This is a genomic window from Staphylococcus sp. FSL K6-3157 (assembly GCF_038005145.1).
GTDB lineage: Bacteria > Bacillota > Bacilli > Staphylococcales > Staphylococcaceae > Staphylococcus > Staphylococcus equorum.
This window is the reverse complement of the sequence record NZ_JBBOSM010000001.1, coordinates 1702484-1725074: the sequence shown is the minus strand read 5'-3', so window position 1 is coordinate 1725074 and position 22591 is coordinate 1702484. Positions and strand designations below refer to the sequence as shown.

Below are 22591 nucleotides of genomic sequence, written 5' to 3'. Positions count from 1 at the left end.
TAGATCCTCCTAAATAAATTATCCAATTAATGGAATGATTTTTGAAAAATAAATATAATACACCTTTAAAACAATTCAAATTATACATTTCAATTTTATTTAATTCAATATCTTAATAAATATTTATATAGAATGATTAGTGTTTTTATTTATTTTGATAATTAACCCCCTTGGAAATCGTTTTAAACGTTATAATATTTCTTATATTGGTTATCTGACGTGAAAAACATCTAAGGAAGTATGTTTTTTGTTGAGCTAATGAAATAGAAAGTGTTATGATGTGTTAGGAATGTTTAAGACTTGGTACTAAAAATTAGGTGATTTAGGTGGTTAGAATAAAATGAAGTTAAAAAAACAAGAACGACGCGAAGCAATTAAAAAAGAAATTGAAAAAAACCCCTTTATTACAGATTTGGATTTGAGTACACTTTTTTCAGTGAGTATTCAAACTATTAGGTTAGATCGTACATACTTAGATATTCCAGAACTAAGAAAACGAATTAAATCCGTAGCAAGAAAAAATTATGAAAGTATTCGATCCATTGATGGTAGTGAAATCATAGGCGATGTAATAAATGTTCAGCCTGATCAACTCGCAACTTCAATTATAGATATTGATGAAGATTCTGTATTTACTAGAAATAAAATTGCCAGAGGACATGTACTTTTTGCACAAGCGAATTCACTGTGTGTAGCGCTTATACATAAACCTGTTGTGTTAACTCAGGAAAGTAATGTAGCATTTTTAAAAACAGTGAAATTAAATGATACAGTACGTGCTGACGCACAAACGATTGAAATTACAAGTAAATATTATATGATAAAAGTAAATTCGTATGTCAAAGATACTTTGGTATTTAGAGGTACATTCAAAATGTATTATACAAGTGAGGATGAACAAGATGGTTAAAATAGCGATTGATATGATGGGTGGAGACGATGCACCTGAAATCGTTTTAGAAGCTGTTGAAAAAGCTGTGAATGATTTTAAAGATTTAGAAATAATTTTATTTGGTGATCAAACTAAATGCACACTCAAACATGGTCGTGTAGAAGTACGTCATTGTACAGAAGAAATTACGATGGACGATGAACCAGTTAGAGCGATCAAACGTAAAAAAGATAGCTCAATGGCACGTATGGCTGAAGCAGTTAAAGCTGGTGAAGCAGATGGTTGTGTATCTGCAGGAAATACAGGTGCATTGATGTCTGCTAGTTTGTTTATAGTAGGACGTATTAAGGGTGTTGAACGTCCCGCATTAGTCCTCACTTTGCCAACAATTTCTGGAAAAGGGTTTGTGTTTATGGATGTAGGTGCTAATGCAGACGCCAAGCCGGAACACTTATTACAATACGCCCAATTAGGCAATATTTATGCCCAAAAAATCAGGGGCGTTGAACAGCCTTCAGTAGGTTTGTTGAATATTGGTACAGAGGCAGCTAAAGGTAACACATTAACTAAAAAAGCATTTAGTTTGATGGACGAACAAAATGTCTTCAATTTCACAGGAAATGTAGAAGCAAAAGGCTTAATGGACGACGCAGCTGATGTTGTAGTCACAGACGGATATACTGGTAATATGATTCTTAAAAATTTAGAAGGTGTTGCAAAAGCGATGGGTAAAATGCTTAAAACAACGCTTCTAAGTAGTTTCAAGAATAAAATTGCCGCATTTGTATTACGTAAAGACTTAAATGGTTTAATGTCAAAAATGGATTATGCAGAATATGGTGGCTCGGTATTATTAGGATTGAATGGCATTGTAGTAAAAGCACATGGTAGTTCTAGTGCGAAAGCTTTTTATTCAGCAATCCGTCAAGCTAAAATAGCGGGAGAACAAAATATTGTGGAAACTATGAGAGAAACGGTGGGTAAAGTAAATGAGTAAAACTGCGATTATCTTCCCAGGCCAAGGATCACAAAAAGTCGGGATGGCAAATGATTTATTTAATCAAAATGATGCTGCAACAACGATTCTTAATCAAGCACAAGCACAAATGGATTTTGATATTTTAGAAACAATGTTTTCAGATGAAGAAAACAAATTAGGTCAAACAGAAAATACACAACCAGCGTTGCTCACACATAGCTCAGCTTTATTACAAGCACTTAATAATCTAAATGCTGATTATACAATGGGCCATAGTTTAGGTGAATATGTGAGTCTAGTAGCGAGTGGTGTATTGAAATTTGATGATGCAGTTCAAATTGTTCGTAAGCGTGGACAACTGATGGCCGTCGCTTTTCCTGACGGTGTTGGAAGTATGGCAGCAGTATTAGGTTTGGATTTTGATGATGTTAATGCAATATGTCAAAAACTTTCAACAGATGAAGAAATTATTGAACCAGCAAATATTAATTCTCCTGGACAAATCGTTGTCTCTGGACACAAAACATTAATAGATAAATTAGTGGCAGAAGGTAAATCATTAGGTGCGAAACGTGTCCTACCACTTGCTGTATCTGGCCCATTTCATTCATCTATGATGCAGGTGATCAAAGACGATTTTGCTGAGTATGTTGAACAATTTGACTGGAATGATGCACAATTCCCTGTAGTTCAAAATGTGCATGCAAAAGGTGAAACAGATGCCAAAGTAATTAAGGATAATATGATTAAACAATTATATTCACCAGTACAATTCATTGATTCAACACAATGGTTAATTGATCAAGGTGTAAATCACTTTATTGAAATTGGTCCTGGTAAAGTACTTTCAGGTTTAATTAAAAAGATAAATAGAGATGTGAAAATAACTTCGATTCAAACATTAGAAGATATGAAAGCGTGGAATGAAAATGACTAAAAGTGCATTAGTAACTGGTGCTTCGAGAGGTATAGGACGTAGTATAGCGATACAATTGGCAGAAGAAGGATACAATGTTGCTGTGAATTTTTCGGGAAACAAAGAAAAAGCGGATGCTGTTGTTGAAGAAATTAAAGCGATAGGCGTTGAAAGTTTTGCTATTCAAGCAAATGTTGCAAATGGTGATGAAGTAAAAGCAATGATTAAAGCGGTTGTTAGCGAATTTGGTTCTGTTGATGTCCTTGTTAATAACGCAGGTATTACGCGTGATAATTTACTTATGCGTATGAAAGAGCAAGAATGGGATGACGTAATTGATACAAACTTAAAAGGCGTTTTCAACTGTATTCAAAAAGTGACACCACAAATGCTAAGACAAAAGAGTGGTGCAATTATTAACTTATCAAGTGTTGTTGGAGCTATGGGTAACCCAGGGCAAGCAAACTATGTTGCGACTAAAGCTGGTGTAATTGGTTTAACGAAATCATCAGCACGTGAACTGGCTTCAAGAAACATCACAGTAAATGCTGTTGCACCAGGTTTTATTGTTTCTGATATGACTGATGCTTTAAGTGATGAGCTTAAAGCAAAAATGTTAGAACAAATCCCATTAGCTAAATTCGGGAAAGACCAAGATATTTCTCATACTGTAGCATTTTTAGCTTCAGACAAAGCGAAGTATATTACGGGTCAAACAATACATGTCAATGGTGGTATGTATATGTAAGTAAGTGCTACACAACATGACAAATCTTGTTTTATAAAACTTCTGAACTCATATAAGAGATTATGATATGGTATAAAGTATAGATTTAAAATGATTGTGTCACAACTTCATTACTACACTTTATTGTATAAAATCCATTTATATAATGTTTATACAGTACAATTAATTGAAATACTACTTGTATTTCAATTGATAAAGTGGGAAAATATATAAGTCTATAATAAGATTTTTTAAAGGAGGTGAATCGACGTGGAAAACTTCGACAAAGTAAAAGATATCATCGTTGACCGTTTAGGTGTTGACGCTGAAAAAGTAACTAAAGAGGCATCTTTCAAAGATGATTTAGGCGCTGACTCACTTGATATTGCTGAATTAGTTATGGAATTAGAAGACGAATTTGGTACTGAAATTCCTGATGAAGAAGCTGAAAAAATCAACACTGTTGGTGACGCAGTAAACTTTATTAATAGTATCGAAAAATAATAAAAAAAATATCTGAGTCGTTGAGATGACGGCTCAGATTTTTTATTGATTTTAAACAAAATTTATATTGTAAGATAATAGTGCTATAACGATTATCACTAGATATATAGATGGTAAATACAGTAGACAGTTTTTTCTTTAGTTTTATTGTATTTTCACGTAAAATATAAAGGTATTAGTACTTTATATTAAATCTGAGGAGGGAATAGATTGACCAATTATAAAAAAATAGAAATGGTTAAAGCATTTGAAAAAAAATTTGCGCAGAAGATGCAAGAATTAGACTTGAATTTTAAACAAATAGAATTATATCAGCAAGCATTTTCGCATTCGAGTTTTATAAATGATTTTAATATGAATCGTTTAGAGCATAATGAACGATTAGAATTTTTAGGAGATGCGGTATTAGAATTGACGGTTTCACGTTATTTATTTGATAAATATCCAGAATTGCCAGAGGGTAATTTAACAAAAATGCGTGCAACAATTGTTTGTGAGCCTTCACTTGTAATATTTGCGAAAAAAATTCAAATCAATGAACTTATCTTGTTAGGTAAAGGCGAAGAGAAAACAGGTGGCAGAACTCGTCCTTCACTCGTATCAGATGCATTTGAAGCATTTGTAGGTGCGTTATATTTAGACCAAGGCTTAGAATCTGTGTGGAAATTTGCAGAACAAATTATTTTTCCGTATGTCGAAGATGAAGAACTTGATGGTGTTGTAGACTTTAAAACCCAATTTCAAGAATTTGTCCATAGACAAAATAAAGGTGATGTCACTTATCGTTTAATCAATGAAGAAGGACCAGCGCATCATCGTCTATTTACTTCTGAAGTGATATTAGAAAATGCTGCAGTAGCAGAGGGTAAAGGGAAGACTAAAAAAGAATCCGAACAAAAAGCAGCAGAAAGTGCATATAAATCAATGAAAAACAAAGCAAAATAACTTTGTTATAAAACAATATGATAAAAAAATCATATATTGTTAAGACCTTCGCAATAGCAATGTAGTTAATAAAGAAATATATTAACCTTCAGGTTAATGCATGAGTATTTCTAAACTGTGAAGCAGCAAGGAACACTTTAAAGGAGAATAGCATGGTATATTTGAAATCAATAGATGCCTTTGGGTTTAAATCGTTTGCGGAGCACACAAATGTACAATTTGATGAAGGTGTAACAGCAATTGTAGGCCCTAACGGCAGTGGGAAAAGTAACATAACAGATGCAATAAAATGGGTGTTAGGTGAACAATCAGCTAAATCACTACGTGGCGCTAAAATGGAAGATATTATTTTTTCAGGCGCAGAACATCGAAAAGCTCAAAATTATGCAGAAGTTAAATTGAAATTAGATAATAGCTCCGGCAAGTTACAATTAGACGCGACAGAAATCGTTGTAACACGTCGATTATACAGAAGTGGTGAAAGTGAGTATTATCTTAATAATGACCGTGCAAGATTAAAAGATATTATTGATTTGTTTCTAGATTCAGGTTTAGGAAAAGAAGCGTTTAGTATTATTTCGCAAGGTCGTGTAGATGAAATACTAAATGCTAAACCAGTGGATAGAAGACAAATACTAGAAGAATCTGCGGGAGTTTTAAAATATAAAAAACGCAAAGCTGCTTCTGTACAAAAGCTCGATCAAACAGAAGATAACCTTTCAAGAATACAAGATATTCTATATGATTTAGAGGGACGAGTTGAACCATTAAGAGAAGAAGCGGCTATTGCTAAAGAATATAAACATCTTTCCAAAGAAATGGAAAGAAGTGATGTACTTGTAACGGTTTATGATATTGAACAATATAGTAAGAATATTCATGAACTTGATGAAAATTTAAATAATTTAAAGAGTCATCAAGCTACAAAAGATGCAGAGAAAGTACAATATACACAAGCATTAAACAAATATAAATCTGAAAGACAACAACTAGATGAACATATTGAATCATTAAATTTTCAACTTGTTAAAGTGACAGAAGAAGTTGAAAAGTATGCTGGACAACTTAACGTGTTAGAAGAACGTAAGAAAAATCAATCACAAACAAACGCTCGTTTTGAAGAAGAACAAGAAAGTCTTACAATACAAACAGAAACCTTAAAACAAGAAAAGATAGATGCACAAAATCAAATAGATAAATTAAAAAACCAACAAAAAGAGTTGAATGAAAAAATTCAATACTTTGAATCACAACTCTATGTCAGTGATGAACAACATGACGAAAAATTAGAAACAATCAAAGATGAATATTATCAACTCATGTCTGAACAATCTGATGTAAATAATGACATTCGCTTTTTAGAACATACCATCCAAGAAAATGAAACGAAACAATCACGTTTAGATAGTAGATTACTTGAAGCCTTTGAACAACTGAAGAAAATTCAAAGCGACATCAATGAAGCTGAAAAACAAACCGTGACGGCTAAAAAAGAATTGAAAAAATCAGAGCAACAGCTCAATAATTATGAAAAGAAATTAACACAACTTAAACAACAACAATCTGAGTACGAAGAAAAATTGCATCAAGCGTATAGATTTAACGATAAATTAAAATCCCGTATCGATAGTTTGGCCACGCAACAGGAAGAATACAGCTATTTCTTTAATGGTGTAAAACATATACTTAAGGCTAAAGACAATAAACTTTCAGGGATACGTGGAGCAGTTGCTGAAGTAATTCAAGTGCCATCCGATTTAACTAAAGCAATCGAAACTGCACTTGGTGCATCACTACAACATGTGATTGTAGATTCAGAGAAAGATGGTAGACAGGCAATTCAATATCTAAAACAAAACGGTTTGGGTAGAGCGACGTTTTTACCACTCAATGTAATTCAACCTCGCCAAATTGGTAATGAAATTATGAAAACTGCACAAAATAGTGAGGGTTTTATTAATATTGCTGCACAAGCAATTGAAGTAGATTCAGATTATCAAAATGTAGTTCAAAATTTACTTGGTAATACAATAATTGTAGATGAATTGAAAAATGCCAACGACTTAGCACGTAAAATCCGTTATCGTACGCGTATTGTGACTTTAGAAGGCGATATCGTGAACCCTGGTGGTTCAATGACGGGTGGCGGAGATCGTAAATCTAAAAGTATTTTAGCTCAAAAAGATGAACTGACAACGATGCGTGCCCAACTCGAAGATTATCAACAGCAAACATTAGCATTTGAAAAACAATTTCAAAATATTAAAAATGAGTCAGATCAACTGAGCGAAAAATATTTTGATACAAGTCAACATTATAATGCTATTAAACAAAGTGCTCATAATTATGAATTAGAACTAGACAGATTACGTAAAAGTGAAGCGCATCTAAAAGACGAGCATGAAGAATTTGAATTTGAAAAAAATGATGGTTACCAAAGTGAAACAAGTAAACAAACACTTGATGATAAAAAGCAAAGATTATCTAAAATCAAAACACAGCTACAAAAATTAGAAGATGATATCAATCTTTATACAAAACTTTCTAAAGAAGGTAAAGAAAGCACAACACAAATCCAGCAACAATTACATCAAAAGCAATCCGATTTGGCAGTTGTAAAAGAACGATTAAATACTCAGAAACAAACTGAGTCAAAAATAGCAAAACAACTCAATGATGTTATTGTGCAACATCAAAAATTAGAAGAACAAATTAAACTCTTTAATTCAGATGAAATGACAGGCGAAAAAGCATTTGAAACGATTCAATATAATATGGAACAAAGTAAAGCCGAGAAAGCAAAATTATCTCAAAACATAGAAGACGTTAAATCGCGTAGACTCGAATTGAATGATACAATTGAAGTGACAGATCAAAAACTTCAAGAAGCAAATCAAGATATTCTTTCTATAGAAAATCGTTATCAAGATATTAAATCCGAGCAGTCACGTTTAGATGTATTAATTAATTATGCGATTGATCATTTGAGCGAAGATTATCACATAACATATGAACGTGCGAGTGAATTATATGATTTAGATGAAGATATAGACGTTTTACGCAAAAAAGTAAAATTAACTAAAATGTCTATTGAAGAGTTAGGACCAGTTAATTTAAATGCGATTGAACAATTTGAAGAAATTAATACGCGTTTTACATTTTTAGATGAACAACGTGCTGACTTGAGAGCAGCGAAAACAACTTTAGAACAACTTATCGAAGAAATGGATCAAGAAGTGAAAGATCGTTTTAAAGAAACATTTCATGCCGTTCAAGGATATTTTTCAGATGTGTTTAAATCATTGTTTGGTGGGGGTCAAGCAGAACTACGCTTAACAGATGATGACTATCTATCTGCAGGTGTAGATATCATTGTGCAACCGCCTGGTAAGAAATTACAACATTTGTCACTACTTAGTGGTGGAGAACGTGCCTTGAGTGCTATAGCATTATTATTTGCGATTTTAAAAGTTCGCTCAGCGCCATTTGTTATCTTAGATGAAGTTGAAGCGGCACTTGATGAAGCAAACGTGATACGTTATGCACAATACTTAAAAAATCTATCAGACCAAACTCAATTTATTGTGATTACACACCGTAAAGGTACAATGGAATTCTCAGATCGCTTATATGGTGTAACAATGCAAGAATCTGGAGTTTCCAAACTAGTAAGTGTTAATTTAAATACGATTGATGAAGTGATTAAGGAGGAACAAACATGAGCTTTTTCAAACGATTAAAAGATAAATTTTCAGCACCTTCAGAAGAACAAAAGCAACAACTTGAAGAATTAGAACAACAAGACGCAGAACAACAAGGTGAAGCATCACAAGATAGAGAAACCGAAACTCAAGATAAACCAGCGAAAAAAGTTAAAAAATTAAAAGAAGCTGACTTTGATGATGATGGATTAATCTCTATTGAAGATTTTGAAGAAATTGAAGCGCAACAGCTCGGTGCCAAATTTAGAGCTGGTTTAGAAAAATCGCGTGAGAATTTCCAAGCACAACTTAATAATTTACTCGCACGTTATCGTAAAGTTGATGAAGAGTTCTTCGAAGCATTAGAAGAAATGTTAATTACTGCAGATGTTGGATTTAATACTGTGATGCAACTTGTAGAAGAATTACGTGAAGAAGCGCAACGTCGCAATATTACTGAAACAGAGGATTTACGTGAAGTTATTGTTGAGAAAATTGTAGAAATCTATCACCAAGATGATGATAACTCAGAAGTGATGAATATAGAAAATGAAGGATTAAATGTAATCCTTATGGTCGGAGTGAATGGTGTTGGTAAGACAACAACAATTGGTAAATTAGCGCATCGTTACCAAGCTGAAGGCAAAAAAGTAATGCTTGCTGCTGGAGATACATTCAGAGCTGGTGCAATTGAACAACTTAAAGTATGGGGCGAACGCGTTGGTGTTGAAGTGTTGAGCCAAAGAGAAGGTTCAGACCCAGCTGCAGTAATGTATGATGCAATTAACGCAGCTAAAAGTAAAGACGTAGATATTTTAATATGTGATACTGCTGGCCGTTTACAAAATAAATCTAATTTAATGAATGAATTAGAGAAAGTTAAACGAGTTATTGGACGTGCTGTACCAGAGGCACCTCATGAAGTTTTACTTTGTCTTGATGCAACGACAGGTCAAAATGCATTGTCACAAGCAAAATCATTTAAAGAGGTTACAAACGTTACAGGTATTGTATTAACAAAATTAGATGGTACTGCTAAAGGTGGTATTGTATTAGCGATTCGTAATGAACTTCATATTCCAGTTAAATACGTAGGTTTAGGTGAAAAATTAGATGATCTCCAACCATTCAATCCTGAGAGTTATGTGTATGGATTATTCGCTGATATGATTGAACAAAATGTCGAAGAAGCACCTGAGTCAAGTCAGAGTGAAGCAGAAATTGAAGGTAATTCAGATGAGTCAAAATGATTTAATTAAAACGATACGTATGAATTATCTGTTTGACTTTTACCAATCATTATTAACAAATAAACAAAGAAACTATTTAGAATTATTTTATTTACAAGATTATTCTTTAAGTGAGATTGCTGATACGTTTGATGTGAGTCGCCAAGCAGTGTATGATAATATAAGAAGAACTGGCGATTTAGTGGAAGATTATGAAGAAAAATTAGGATTATACCGGAATTTTGAACAAAGACAAAAATTATATGAACATATAAAACAGCACATAAATGATCCAGAAAAAATAAAACAATACATTCAAGCACTTGAAGATTTAGAATAAAAGTATATAAAGGAGGGTATTTGATATGGCATTTGAAGGATTATCCGATCGTCTGCAAGGAACGATGCAAAAAATCCGAGGCAAAGGTAAAGTTACTGAAGCAGATATTAAATTGATGATGCGTGAAGTAAGATTAGCATTATTAGAAGCCGATGTTAACTTTAAAGTGGTAAAGGAATTTGTCAAAACTGTATCAGATAGAGCTTTAGGTTCAGATGTTATGAAGTCATTAACACCTGGACAACAAGTCATCAAAATTGTGCAAGAAGAACTTACCCAACTTATGGGAGGGGAAAATGCTACGATTAAAATGGCTAACAAGCCGCCAACTGTAGTGATGATGGTTGGTTTACAAGGTGCTGGTAAGACTACCACTGCTGGTAAATTAGCATTATTAATGCGTAAAAAATATAATAAAAAGCCATTATTGGTAGCGGCAGATATTTATCGTCCTGCGGCAATTGATCAATTACAAACAGTAGGTAAACAAATCGACATTCCAGTTTATAGTGAAGGCGATCAAGTTAAGCCACAACAAATCGTTGAAAATGCAATCGCACATGCAAAAGAAGCGCATTTAGATTTTGTTATTATTGATACTGCTGGTCGTTTACACGTTGATGAAGCATTAATGCAAGAATTAAGCGATGTAAAAGAAATTACGAAACCAGATGAAATTATGTTAGTTGTTGATGCGATGACAGGTCAAGATGCTGTGAATGTTGCAGAATCTTTTGATTCTCAATTAGAATTATCTGGCGTAACATTAACAAAATTAGACGGTGATACACGTGGTGGTGCTGCACTTTCAATCAGATCAGTTACTCAAAAACCGATTAAATTTGTAGGTATGAGTGAGAAACTAGATGGCTTAGAAGCATTCCATCCTGAACGTATGGCATCTCGTATATTAGGTATGGGAGATGTATTGAGTTTAATTGAAAAAGCACAAACAGATGTGGATGAAGATAAAGCAAAAGACTTAGAAAAGAAAATGCGTACATCTTCGTTTACATTGGAAGATTTCTTAGAACAATTAGACCAAGTTAAAAGTTTAGGACCTCTTGATGACATTATGAAAATGATTCCTGGCATGAACAAAATGAAAGGTATTGAAAATATGAATATGGATGATAAGCAAATTGATCATATTAAAGCCATCATTCAATCCATGACGCCTAATGAGCGTAACAAACCTGAAACTTTAAATGTTTCTCGTAAAAAACGTATTGCTAAAGGTTCAGGACGTTCAGTGCAAGAAATCAATAGATTAATGAAGCAATTCACTGATATGAAAAAAATGATGAAACAATTTTCCGGTGGCGGTAAAGGCAAAAAAGGCAAACGCAAACAAATGGAAAATATGATGAATGGCATGAACTTACCATTCTAAAATCATGAATTTTGTATAACTATAAATAATAAAAACCAAAACAACGATGCTTAGACAAATCGTTGCATAGTGTCGACAAAGTCTATGACTTTGTTGGCATTTTTTTGTGCTCTCATTCCTTAGTTAATAGTACCAGCCTGTATTCTTCGGCTAGTGCTTTTTTCACAGGAGTCCGCCGAACTCACTGCCACATTTCAAATAAAATGAATTTAATAAATCATTTATCGTTATTTATTAATGCAACTCATATAAAGGTAAAAGTAAATAAAAAACAAATGTATAATAGAATTAGTGAAAATTGTGGTCTCAAACAATTGAAAGAAGATTTGAAGATACTAAAGATATGATATGAGAAAGTGTAGAAGAATAAAAAATCTATAAATACGACGCTGATTTGTCTTGCCATAAATCCTAAAAAGTAAGACTTATTAAAAAAACCAAATGATGTAAGGTCATTTGGTTTGTCTTCGTTCTGTAATGATTCTTTGAAAAATTATCGTTCTGGTTTCTCGTCAATTATATTATTTGAAGAATGATTAAATTTTTTCTAATCCCAAATGATCACGGAAAGTATGACCATCATAAGTTGTTCTGTATAAATTTCTTTTTTGTAATTCTGGCACAATCAATGCTACGAAATCCTCTAAACTATCTGGAAAGACAGGCGGCATCAAATTAAAACCATCGGCTACACCACTTAGTAACCAGTACTCCATTTGATCTACGATATCTTCAGGAGTACCAATCAAGGTGAAATGCCCGCCACCAGCATTTAAGTAACCGAGTAGTTCTCTTACAGTTGGATGAGTATCACGAATGATTTCCAATATTGTTTCGTAACGGCCGACTGGTCCTGTAAAATCTTCTATTGGAGGCAGGGGTGGCACGGGTTCATCTAACTCCCAGTTTTGACAATCTTGTTGAATAAAGAAACTTAATTGTTTTAATGCGGTTTCCACCGGCAAGGCTTTGTCTAACTTTTCTTTCTTAGCATAGGCTTTTTCATAAGTTTCAGCGACATATGTAACTAGACCGGGAAAAATTTTGATATATCTACTATTGTTTTTTGATAATTGTAATTGTTGATCGAGCTTTTCTCGAAAAGCTTGTGCTTGTTTAAAGTTCCAGGATACTGAATACACTGCATCTGCATATTGAGTTGCTAAAGCAATACCTTGTGAAGATGCACCAGCTTGCATAGCTACTGGACGACCTTGTGGACTACTTGGCGTTGTTGATGGCCCTTTAACTTTGAAATGTTTACCATGATGATTAATAGCATTAATGTCATCATCATTAATAATTTTTTTATTCTTTCGATCATGTAAAAAATGTTTTTTATCCCAAGATGTGAATAACCGATTCATCACTTTTGCAAATTCAGCAGCAATTTCATAGCGTTCATTATGATCAGGGAGCATTTCCATACTGTGATTTAAAGCTTCTAAATCTGTCATAGACGTGACAAGATTCCAACCTATACGTCCATTTGAAAGATGATCTAGACTGAGCAACTGTCTAGATGCGGTAAAAGGATTTGAGAATGTACTTGAAATTGTTGCGACAAGTCCAATATGTGTTGTCACATGAGCAATAGCAGATAAACTGACGATAGGATCGAACCAAAATGCCGGCATATCAGTAGAAGATTTCGCAGGAAAAGATTGATTGTCCGCGAAAAATACTGCGTCGAATAGTCCCTTTTCAGCAAGTTGAGCTAATTCCTGATAATAAGTAATTTCACCGATACGTGACACACTAGAGTTCGGCATTAACCACGCAGCTTGGTGATGACCACAAGCATATAATAAAACGCCAATATTAAGTTGTTTTTGATTTTTATCAGACATAGAAAGCACCTCCTAATTTTAATTTGTTAATTCATTGTTAAGCCACCATCAATTGTGAAATTTTGTCCTGTTATACCATTAGCTTGTTCAGAAGCTAAGTATGCAACCATGTTTGCAATGTCTTGTGGCGAAGTCACACGTTTAAGCGGTGTTGTTTGTGCAATCATGTCAAATACTTCACTCGTGGTTGTAGCACTTGCGTCAGTTGTTTTTAACAGGCCTCCTGACACGACATTAGCTCTAACACCAAATTTACCAAGCTCGGCAGCAATATTACGAGTAAAGCCAATTAATCCTGCTTTTGCAGTTGTATATTCATGATAAGGTACAACGGGATTTTGATATAAATTTGTCCCGATAGAAATAATAATGCCTTGCTGTCTTTCCAAAAATTGGGGCATGACACTTTGTGTTACATTGAAGGCAGCTTTTAAAGTGCCATCTATCTGTTGTTGATAATCATCCCATGCTAACTCTGCAAATGATTTTTGCTGTGTAGGATCAAACTTAAAACCTACTAATGCATTGTTAACCACGACATCAATTTTCCCGAAATATTGGGTAGCTTGTTCAATTAAGTGGTCAATATCATTTCTATTTGTGACATCAGCTTGAATGGCAATTGCATGGTCAGAGCCGATGTCAGAAACAAGATCTTCTGCTAACGATTTATTTTTGTAATAATTGATTATAATATTGTACCCTTGTTGCGATAATGTTTTTGCAATCGTTGCACCTAAGCCTCTACTACTACCAGTTACTAAAATAGTTTTATTCATAACTTTCACTCCTAAAATTTTAAAAAGTAAAATTAAAAAAATACACAACCCTCACTATAGAAAGTTGTGTATTAGAAATGATAGAATAGTAATATTGCAAAAAGGCAAGATTGCCCCTTGAATATAGGATATAAAATCTTTCACACTTTCCTCCGCTAGTTTCAGTTAGATCAGGTTCAAAGGGTTTGAGTTGTACTCATCTCAGTTAAAAACACCCCTAGTGCATGTGCTTATTTAATTTAATCTCAATGTATAGCTTTTAAATATAGATGTCAAGCAAGAGACTTAATATGAGACAAGGCATATCATAGGGGTGTAAAGTGCGTGAAAAGAGGAAATTGACAAAAGCGCGTTATTTAAAAGGGAATTGATGAGAAAAAATGATTTTTTAAAATTGGTAAAGGATAACCTCTTTACAAACATTAGAAGAACTGGTATCATTATTTCTTGTAGAAAATAAATACTTATGAAATTAAAAGGAGAGAATATAAATGGCAGTTAAAATTCGTTTAACACGTTTAGGCTCAAAAAGAAATCCATTCTATCGTATCGTAGTTGCAGATGCTCGTGCACCACGTGACGGTCGTATTATCGAACAAATCGGTACTTACAACCCTAACAATGTAAATGCAGCAGAAGTTAAAATCGACGAAGAATCAGCACTTAAATGGTTAAAAGACGGTGCTAAACCGACTGATACAGTTCACAATATCTTATCAAGAGAAGGTATTTTGAAAAAATTCGACGACCAAAAGTAAGTTTAAACTTATTAAACAAATGTAGTGTTTGTAAGAGTACCGTTTTAGGTGCTCTTTTTTTAATGGAAAATATTATAATCAGTGCTTTAACATAGTAGAGAATAAGAAAATTTTCTATTGAGGAATGTATTACTATGTTAGATTTATACATGTTATAATAATTAAATAATACATAAAAATTACACAACACTTATAAGATACATTTATCGGAGGCACATATATGAAAGTTGAAGTTGGAAAAATTGTTAATACACATGGTATTAAAGGTGAAGTGAAAATAAAGTCTAATTCGGATTTTACAGATAAACGTTTTCAACCAGGAGAAATGGTTGAAATAGCACGTAAAGATAAAGCGCCACTTGAATTTAAAATTGCTTCATATCGTATGCATAAAGGACTGCATATGCTTACGTTTGAAGGTATCAATAACATTAATGATATCGAGTACCTAAAAGGTGAAACACTTTTACAAGAACGTGATCATGAAGAAATAGAACTTGGAGAACATGAATTTTATTATTCAGATATCATTGGCTGTACCGTTTTTAATGAAGATACTCCAATTGGTCGTGTGATTGAGATATTTGAAACAGGTGCAAACGATGTGTGGGTAGTCAAAGGCGACAAAGAATACCTCATTCCTTATATCGCGGATGTGGTCAAAGAGATTGATGTAGAAGGTAGACGTATTCAAATCACGCCTATGGAAGGATTATTAGATTAATGAGAATCGATTATTTAACATTATTTCCTGGCATGTTTGAAGGTGTTTTAAACCAATCTATTTTAAAACGAGCCCAAGAAAAAGATTTGCTACAAGTAAATACAGTGGATTTTAGACACTTTGCTGAAAACAAACATAATCAAGTGGATGACTACCCATTTGGAGGCGGTCAGGGGATGGTGTTAAAGCCGGAACCGATATTCAATGCAATGGATAGTATTGAGCGAACAGAAGACACAAGGGTCATTTTAATGTGTCCTCAAGGTCGTCCCTTTACTCAAGCAATTGCTAATGAACTCAGTCAGGCAGAGCACTTAGTATTTATTTGCGGTCATTATGAAGGCTACGATGAAAGAATCCGTGAACATTTAGTCACTGATGAAATTTCAATGGGGGACTATGTATTGACTGGTGGTGAGCTACCGGCGATGGTAATGACAGATGCGGTAGTTAGACTTTTACCTGGTGTTTTAGGTAATCAACAATCTCACATGGATGATTCCTTTCAAGATGGTTTACTAGAGTTCCCACAATATACACGACCACGTATATACAAAGATTTGAATGTACCAGACGTTTTATTATCAGGTAACCATGCCCACATTGATAACTGGCGTTATGAACAGAAAATTTTAAGAACATGGGAAAAACGTCCGGATTTATTAGAACAGTATCCGTTGACTAAAAAAGACCAAGAAATTATAGAAAGATATAAAAAGCAATTGAAAAAAGATTAGTAGTATGCTAATATATTTTAAGTGTGCGACACACGAAAATCACTATGGTCCGCTGCTATATTTTGTCTAGGCAAGAACATAGGTTGAAGGAGAGAAAAATAATGAGTAATCACAAATTAATCGAAGCAGTAACTCAATCGCAATTACGCACAGATATACCTTCATTCCGTCCAGGTGACACTTTAAAAGTTCACGTACGTATTGTTGAAGGTACTCGCGAACGTATCCAATTATTCGAAGGTGTAGTTATTAAACGCCGTGGTGGAGGAGTTTCAGAATCTTTCACTGTACGTAAAATATCTTCAGGTGTTGGTGTGGAACGTACATTCCCATTACACACTCCAAAAATCGAAAAAATTGAAGTTAAACGCCGTGGTAAAGTACGTCGTGCTAAATTATACTACCTACGTGAATTACGTGGTAAAGCTGCTAGAATTAAAGAAATTCGTTAATCAGCAAATTAGACATAAAAAAGCGATTCCCCAATGGGAGTCGCTTTTTTTGATGCATATATATAATATAAGCTACATTAGGTTGTCTTGCTAGAAAAACAATTTTAGTCGAAGTTTTTAGCAAACCTAAGTAGCGCATTAAAGAGGTTGAGACAAAATATATGTTCCCAGCCTCAATTATTATATTGGCAGTGGCTGACTGAACTGAAAATGCGTTTATATCAAGCTTTTAAAGAATTACTACTTCATTTATGAAGACAAGTAGTTCTTACGCAAGAGCTAAAGCGCTTGTATCCCCTTTAGCGTATAAGAAAATAACAGATTTAGCACTTTAATATTATGCTTAATTTTTTGGTTTAATCCATTTCGTGAATCCAATACTCAATATAATACCTAGAACACTTAAAACTACCAAGATAGTTGTATGTGGTGGCGTATACTTGAGTTCTATTTTTTCTTGCCCCTTTTCAACGGGGATTACGGTCATTATGCCATTGCCTTGTTTTACAGGGAGTGTTTTATCATTGGCATACGCCTTCATACCATCACGATATGCCATTGGTAAGACAAGATAACCTTCGTCATTTTTGGCTTTTTTAATTGTATAACCAGAACGTTGTTCAGACACTTGTACATTATCTAACGCTTTAGATGCTTTATTTAAAGTTTCATAGTTTTCACCGTAAATGCCTTTAATATTAAAGCGATATTTACCTTGTGACAATTTAACTTGTAGTTTTTCATCTGCTTTTACACGCATTGTAACAGGCGTGACAAACCGACGATATTTATAAGTCAATTCATTACGACTTTGATTGTATTCGTTCACACTGACGTCATGTTGCTTGTCAGGACTTAATAGTTCAACATCCATTTCTATATACATATCTTTGTATTTATTTGCAATGGAGGCTGGTAGGGTGTAAGTTATGCCACCTTTGTCTTTTGTCACTGTAAGCTTTCCGTCTTTATCTCTATGCGCATTATTTAATGAGGTAGAGGTTTTGTCTAATAAATTTTCATTAGACTTAATTTGGCTGTTTGGTTTAGCATCTTTATCATTGAACACGACACCTTGTAACATTGCTTGTTCTTTATCAAGCGGTGATTTAAGATCTTTCGAATCATACACCTTGTTGGTTATATGAGCACTTGGATATTTAATTTCGTTTGTTGAATGAATAAACGACTCTTTTTTTGAATGATGAATCGTATCTTTAGGTTCAAAACCGAAAGACATATTCGAATCATCTGGTCGACGTATACGATCATTAACGTTCCATAATGCCATTAAATTCGCTCTATTTGATAATAATCGATAAGTACTATTTTTATCAGTATGCATATTAATTTGTAATGTCTGATCATAATATTTTAATATGTCACCATCAAAAATACTTGAATATAACGCAATACCATTAAAATGATAAATCATTGGTGAATTAAGACCATATTGAGACATATAATCAATTCTACTCAGTGGATCATCATTATGCCGTTGATTAATCTCGTCTATTTTCTTAGATAAAGCAGGACTTTTATATTTTGAAGCATGCATAGCTGATTTGGTTGATTCATAATTCCTTACATTATTGTAGTGATGATTAGAAAGAATCATACTTTGTTGAATAATAAATAATACTAATAATACTGCAAAAGGCCAACGTTTTTTTAGTAGAGACCTTTTAAATAAAAGTATTCCGATAAAAATCATAATAATGAGACAAGCGAGCATCCATGTCATTTTTTCTTTTTCAACTATAATTGTCATGATTGACATGAAAAGCAAAGCGGGGGCACATGCTAAGATATATGGCTTGAGTTTTAATTCTGAAATGTGTTGAATAAACAATGCAATTAATCCTGCTGTGGCGAAAGCAAATATGTAAACCCATCTGCGTTCGGGTGTCGAAAAGCCATTAAACATACTATCAAAATAGGGTGTCAATGAACCAACCAACATAATCCAAATCATAATTGCAAAAAATCTATAATAATAATGTTTATATAACTTAAATGATAGCAATGCTACTATAGCGATAATCGAAACAGTGATATAAAACCCATTACTAAAAAAGTGTTTTTGTCGTGCAAAATCTGTAAACATATTTATTTTAAAATGTGGATTGCTTACTCGATCATTGTTGAAAAACGAAGTAACCCCGGTATAGAATCCCCAAATACTGACTAGTGTACTTAATACTATTGCTACAGGAATAATCCATAATTTTTGCTTGCGAGTGACGATATCACTCGGGTGGGGGAATACTAATCTATAAAAGTAATATGCAAATAGTACAAGCGATTCATAATAACTAAAATAGAAATTTGAAAATAAAGTTAGAGCTACAGCAAAAATAAATAACCCTATTTTCTTTTCTCTATAAAATCGTTCAATAGCCAATAAGGAAAGCGGAAGAAAGATAAGCAAGTCTCCGTAATATGACCAAGTAAAATTAAAATAAATTACTACTGTTGAGGCACCATATAACATAGAAGCCAAAAAAACAGCATGACGATTAAATTTTATATATCTAAAATAGTAAAAGGCTAGTACGAACGTTACTACACCTTTTACAAAAGCAACAATCAGTTGGTTACTTGCCCAATACGTGATGTTACTTGGATTACTATTAAATAATACTTCTGATAGCCAGACAAAAATAAAATTAATCAAAGTAAATGGCGAAGTAGAATAATAATAAGCTAAATCTTTTACATAATCGCCACCTAACCCAAATGAATGATCATAAAAAATTTTGAATTGGCTAAAATGTTCATACAAATACATTTGAAATGGCATCATTTGTCTATAGCCATCACCACTCCCGCTAAAAACGATCCCTTCAGTTAAATAACGAAAGATATATGGTGTGAATGTTAGAAAAGCAACGCCTATACCTAGCGCAACAATACAAATAAATCTTGTAACTTTGTGGGCCCAAAGTTTACGAAACATCGTCATACCTCATCTCTGACAAACTCCTTTTAAATATTAATTTAAATTGCGCTGTGTTTTTTTATTTATGTGAATGCACCAAACTACACTCAAGATGATACTTATGACTGAAAGTGCGATCATAGTATACCAATATTGTGGTCTGTATTTAATTGTAATTTCACTGCTATCCTTATTTACAGGCACACCTGTCATCATATAATTTACTTTTAATGGTTTTACTTTTTTACCATCTACGTATGCAGTCATACCTTTTCTATAAGGAATATTAATAGAAGCAATACCTTTCTTATGGGGACCTAATATTACTTTAATGCCATTTTTGATATCTTGATAATGCCCCACATTGTTCTGTGTGCTATGTGCGGTTTCGAGCTTTTTATAATTTTCTCCATGTAAACTTTGTAATTCAAATTCATAATTACCACTAGGGCTAAGTGCAATGTTTATATCACCATTTTTATCTGGTTGCGTTCTATAAAGTTGTGTATCAACCCCAGTACGATAAGTAGAATTGTTGAATAACCGATTGTTCGAATAACCGTTTATATTTACAGAAAAATTACTATCAGGTTTGCCTCTTTTAACTTTTAGCGTCACGTAAAAATCTTTATATTGTGATCTAATGTTTTTTGGAACATGGATTTGTACTTGTCCCTGTTTATTATTGTTAGGAATATATATTTTTTTATCTGTTTTACGATTCATATTTTGATAGGTGATTTTGGTTTGATTTAATAAGTTTTCAGCTTTATCTGTGTATGTTTTACCCTCATTATTTAAAATTATTCCATCAATCATTGCATGTTCTCTATCTATAGGTTCTTTAAGTTCTTGTGCATCAAAGACTTGATCTGAAACACGCACGGATGGCAAGTTTAAAGTATTTTCATAGATTTGGTATTGTCCATCTTTTTTAACTTTTTTGAAATGTGCAGGCACGCTATTTTGGTAATCTTTTAACATTAAATAACGAACAGATAATAAACTATTAATGTTTTGTCTACCATTCGTTGATTGGTATCTACTTACAGATTCTTCTTTCATATTAATTTTCAAATTATCGTAATAATAATCAAGTATATTGTGGTCAAAAATACTTGAATAAAGACTCATTCCCTTAAAATGCTGATACATCGGTGTATTATCTTGCTCATTAACGCGCCAATCAATCCGCTCATCTTCAGATTTTTCTTTTTTCATATTAGTAACTAACTGCTGCTGAAGCGGTGTGTTAAAGAGACTGGCATTAACATAATAACTATTTGCGCGTTGAACATGATCATCAAAATAAATTTGGTTGCGTATAAATACGACAGACACTAAAACAGAAAGTATCATAATAGACAATATAAAGAGATGCGTTAATTTCGTTCTTATTTTAGGTTCTTTAATGAAAAGTATGAGTAAACCAATCATACTAACTATAGGGATATACCATAGCCACGAAACAAACTTGTCGTATTGCCAAGCACTTGCAAAGATAAAACTTAGAGCGACTATAGAGGATAATATATACGTTTTTAAAGGTAATGTTCGGAAATATTTTACATAAAATCCTATTAAAATGGCCGAATTAAAAGCAATGAGATAGTGCCAGCGTTTTTGTGGTGCTGAAAAGCCATTAAATAACTGATCTACAAAAGGTAGAAAGCTAACACAAATTGAAATCAAAGTAAAAATTGCGAATAATTTGAAATAAAAATGCTTATATAATTTGAATGATAGCAATGCTTGAATCGTTAAGAAAAGTATGACGATTAAATAATTGTCATAAAATATATTTGTATTTTGGTTAAAAGGTTCAAATAAGTCTACATCTCCATCAAAAGGGATACGTCTATTATTAAAGTAACTTTGTATTGCTGGGAAAAAGAAAAACAAACTGCAACCTAATGCAAATAATGCTGAAATGCATAATGTCATTAATGCGTTGAATCTAGTTACGAGATCATTCTTATGTTTGAAAACCACCCTAGACATAAAATATAAAAGACCTGTTATTAATTGATAATAGGCAAAATAAAAATTATTAATTAATGAAATGGTTACGATAATTATAAAGAAACCTGGTTTACCACTTTTTAAGAAGCGCTCGATTGACCATAGTAGTAACGGTAACCATATAAAAACGTCACTAAAAAATGGCCAATAAACTGTGAACCTAAAATAAAGTGGTGACATTACAAAAATAAATGCTGATAATACGGCTATTTTGCGATTGTGTGAAACATATTGAACATAGATAAATGTTGCTACCATTGCTATAGAAGATTTAATTATAGAAACGACTAAGGCATTTGTCATCCAAAACATCACATCAGAGGTATCCATCGGTATGAGTACTTTAAGTAATACAATGATAATGACGTTCAAAATAAATATAATATTTGTCGAAAAGTAATAACTTAAGTCAGTAAAAAAGTCTCCGCCTAGACCAAAGTCAGAAGCATAAAACCAATTGCCATGACTCCAATTATCAAACAAATACATTTGAATTGGCACCATTTGTTCCATACCATCATTAGGCCCTGTAAATAAAACGCCATCATGGATAAATCTATAAATAACATAACTGTGTCCAATAACAGCTAGTAATAAGAATAAACATGTGTACAAAAATTTACGCTTCATAAACGACTCCTGTATATGTAATAAATATAATTCCATTGTAACGATATTTTATGAATTAAGATAAAAATAACT

Annotated in this window: 18 protein-coding genes and 1 riboswitch; of the genes, 14 read left to right on the top strand and 4 right to left on the bottom strand. The window is 33.0% G+C overall.

Translation table 11 applies throughout. From position 1 onward, the window contains the following. Positions 1 to 340: 340 nt before the first annotated feature. From fapR to ffh, 10 genes are all read left to right on the top strand, one after another. Positions 341 to 910: a transcription factor FapR gene (gene fapR, locus MHB47_RS08260; RefSeq protein WP_002507887.1), complete on the top strand. Its 570-nt coding sequence runs from the start codon at positions 341 to 343 to the stop codon at positions 908 to 910. Beyond that, positions 903 to 1889, top strand: coding sequence for a phosphate acyltransferase PlsX (gene plsX, locus MHB47_RS08255; protein WP_340756105.1), 987 nt, complete (start codon positions 903 to 905; stop codon positions 1887 to 1889). The genes fapR and plsX overlap by 8 nt, the downstream gene beginning before the upstream one ends. Further along, positions 1882 to 2808: an ACP S-malonyltransferase gene (gene fabD, locus MHB47_RS08250; protein WP_340756103.1), complete on the top strand. Its 927-nt coding sequence runs from the start codon at positions 1882 to 1884 to the stop codon at positions 2806 to 2808. The genes plsX and fabD overlap by 8 nt, the downstream gene beginning before the upstream one ends. Next, positions 2801 to 3535 carry a 3-oxoacyl-[acyl-carrier-protein] reductase gene (gene fabG, locus MHB47_RS08245; protein WP_002507884.1) on the top strand — a complete coding sequence of 245 codons (735 nt, stop codon included), beginning with the start codon at positions 2801 to 2803 and terminating at the stop codon, positions 3533 to 3535. Before fabD ends, fabG begins: the two co-directional genes overlap by 8 nt. Before the next feature lie 249 nt (positions 3536 to 3784). Further along, positions 3785 to 4018, top strand: a complete 234-nt coding sequence (locus tag MHB47_RS08240) for an acyl carrier protein (protein ID WP_002507883.1) — start codon at positions 3785 to 3787, stop codon at positions 4016 to 4018. 234 nt (positions 4019 to 4252) lie between these two features. Then, entirely contained in the window at positions 4253 to 4963 is a 711-nt protein-coding gene (gene rnc, locus MHB47_RS08235; protein WP_370736906.1) for a ribonuclease III, read from the top strand. Between the two features lie 152 nt (positions 4964 to 5115). Then, a complete protein-coding gene (gene smc / locus MHB47_RS08230; RefSeq protein WP_340756101.1) occupies positions 5116 to 8685 on the top strand; it encodes a chromosome segregation protein SMC in 3570 nt (1189 codons plus the stop codon). Then, positions 8682 to 9914 carry a signal recognition particle-docking protein FtsY gene (gene ftsY / locus MHB47_RS08225; protein ID WP_340756098.1) on the top strand — a complete coding sequence of 411 codons (1233 nt, stop codon included), beginning with the start codon at positions 8682 to 8684 and terminating at the stop codon, positions 9912 to 9914. Before smc ends, ftsY begins: the two co-directional genes overlap by 4 nt. After that, complete coding sequence (locus tag MHB47_RS08220) at positions 9901 to 10233, top strand: putative DNA-binding protein (protein WP_002507879.1); 333 nt, start codon at positions 9901 to 9903, stop codon at positions 10231 to 10233. The genes ftsY and MHB47_RS08220 overlap by 14 nt, the downstream gene beginning before the upstream one ends. A 25-nt stretch (positions 10234 to 10258) precedes the next feature. Next, positions 10259 to 11626: a signal recognition particle protein gene (gene ffh / locus MHB47_RS08215; RefSeq protein WP_002507878.1), complete on the top strand. Its 1368-nt coding sequence runs from the start codon at positions 10259 to 10261 to the stop codon at positions 11624 to 11626. Positions 11627 to 12162: 536 nt separating this feature from the next. Here the strand turns inward: ffh and MHB47_RS08210 are convergent. Together MHB47_RS08210 and MHB47_RS08205 are read right to left on the bottom strand one after the other, a co-directional pair. Further along, the gene (locus MHB47_RS08210; RefSeq protein ID WP_340756096.1) at positions 12163 to 13476 is read right to left on the bottom strand and encodes an LLM class flavin-dependent oxidoreductase; all 1314 of its coding nucleotides are present in this window, start codon (positions 13474 to 13476) and stop codon (positions 12163 to 12165) included. Between the two features lie 26 nt (positions 13477 to 13502). Continuing rightward, positions 13503 to 14255: a 3-oxoacyl-ACP reductase gene (locus MHB47_RS08205; RefSeq protein ID WP_340756095.1), complete on the bottom strand. Its 753-nt coding sequence runs from the start codon at positions 14253 to 14255 to the stop codon at positions 13503 to 13505. Between the two features lie 130 nt (positions 14256 to 14385). Further along, positions 14386 to 14484: riboswitch (TPP riboswitch) on the bottom strand. 262 nt (positions 14485 to 14746) lie between these two features. On the opposite strand from MHB47_RS08205, the gene rpsP reads away from it, so the two are divergent. From rpsP to rplS, 4 genes are all read left to right on the top strand, one after another. Next, the gene (rpsP, locus tag MHB47_RS08200; RefSeq protein ID WP_002507875.1) at positions 14747 to 15013 is read left to right on the top strand and encodes a 30S ribosomal protein S16; all 267 of its coding nucleotides are present in this window, start codon (positions 14747 to 14749) and stop codon (positions 15011 to 15013) included. Positions 15014 to 15233: 220 nt separating this feature from the next. Continuing rightward, positions 15234 to 15737, top strand: coding sequence for a ribosome maturation factor RimM (gene rimM, locus MHB47_RS08195; RefSeq protein WP_340756093.1), 504 nt, complete (start codon positions 15234 to 15236; stop codon positions 15735 to 15737). Further along, on the top strand, positions 15737 to 16474 hold the full coding sequence (gene trmD / locus MHB47_RS08190) for a tRNA (guanosine(37)-N1)-methyltransferase TrmD (RefSeq protein WP_002507873.1): 738 nt from the start codon (positions 15737 to 15739) through the stop codon (positions 16472 to 16474). Before rimM ends, trmD begins: the two co-directional genes overlap by 1 nt. Before the next feature lie 101 nt (positions 16475 to 16575). Continuing rightward, entirely contained in the window at positions 16576 to 16926 is a 351-nt protein-coding gene (rplS, locus tag MHB47_RS08185) for a 50S ribosomal protein L19 (protein WP_002507872.1), read from the top strand. A 343-nt stretch (positions 16927 to 17269) separates the two neighbouring features. Here rplS and MHB47_RS08180 read toward each other — a convergent pair whose 3' ends face one another. Then, on the bottom strand, positions 17270 to 19885 hold the full coding sequence (locus tag MHB47_RS08180; protein ID WP_340756091.1) for a YfhO family protein: 2616 nt from the start codon (positions 19883 to 19885) through the stop codon (positions 17270 to 17272). A 36-nt stretch (positions 19886 to 19921) separates the two neighbouring features. Then, positions 19922 to 22519 (bottom strand): YfhO family protein, encoded by a 2598-nt coding sequence (locus MHB47_RS08175; RefSeq protein ID WP_340756089.1) that lies wholly within the window; start codon positions 22517 to 22519, stop codon positions 19922 to 19924. Between the last annotated feature and the right edge of the window lie 72 nt (positions 22520 to 22591).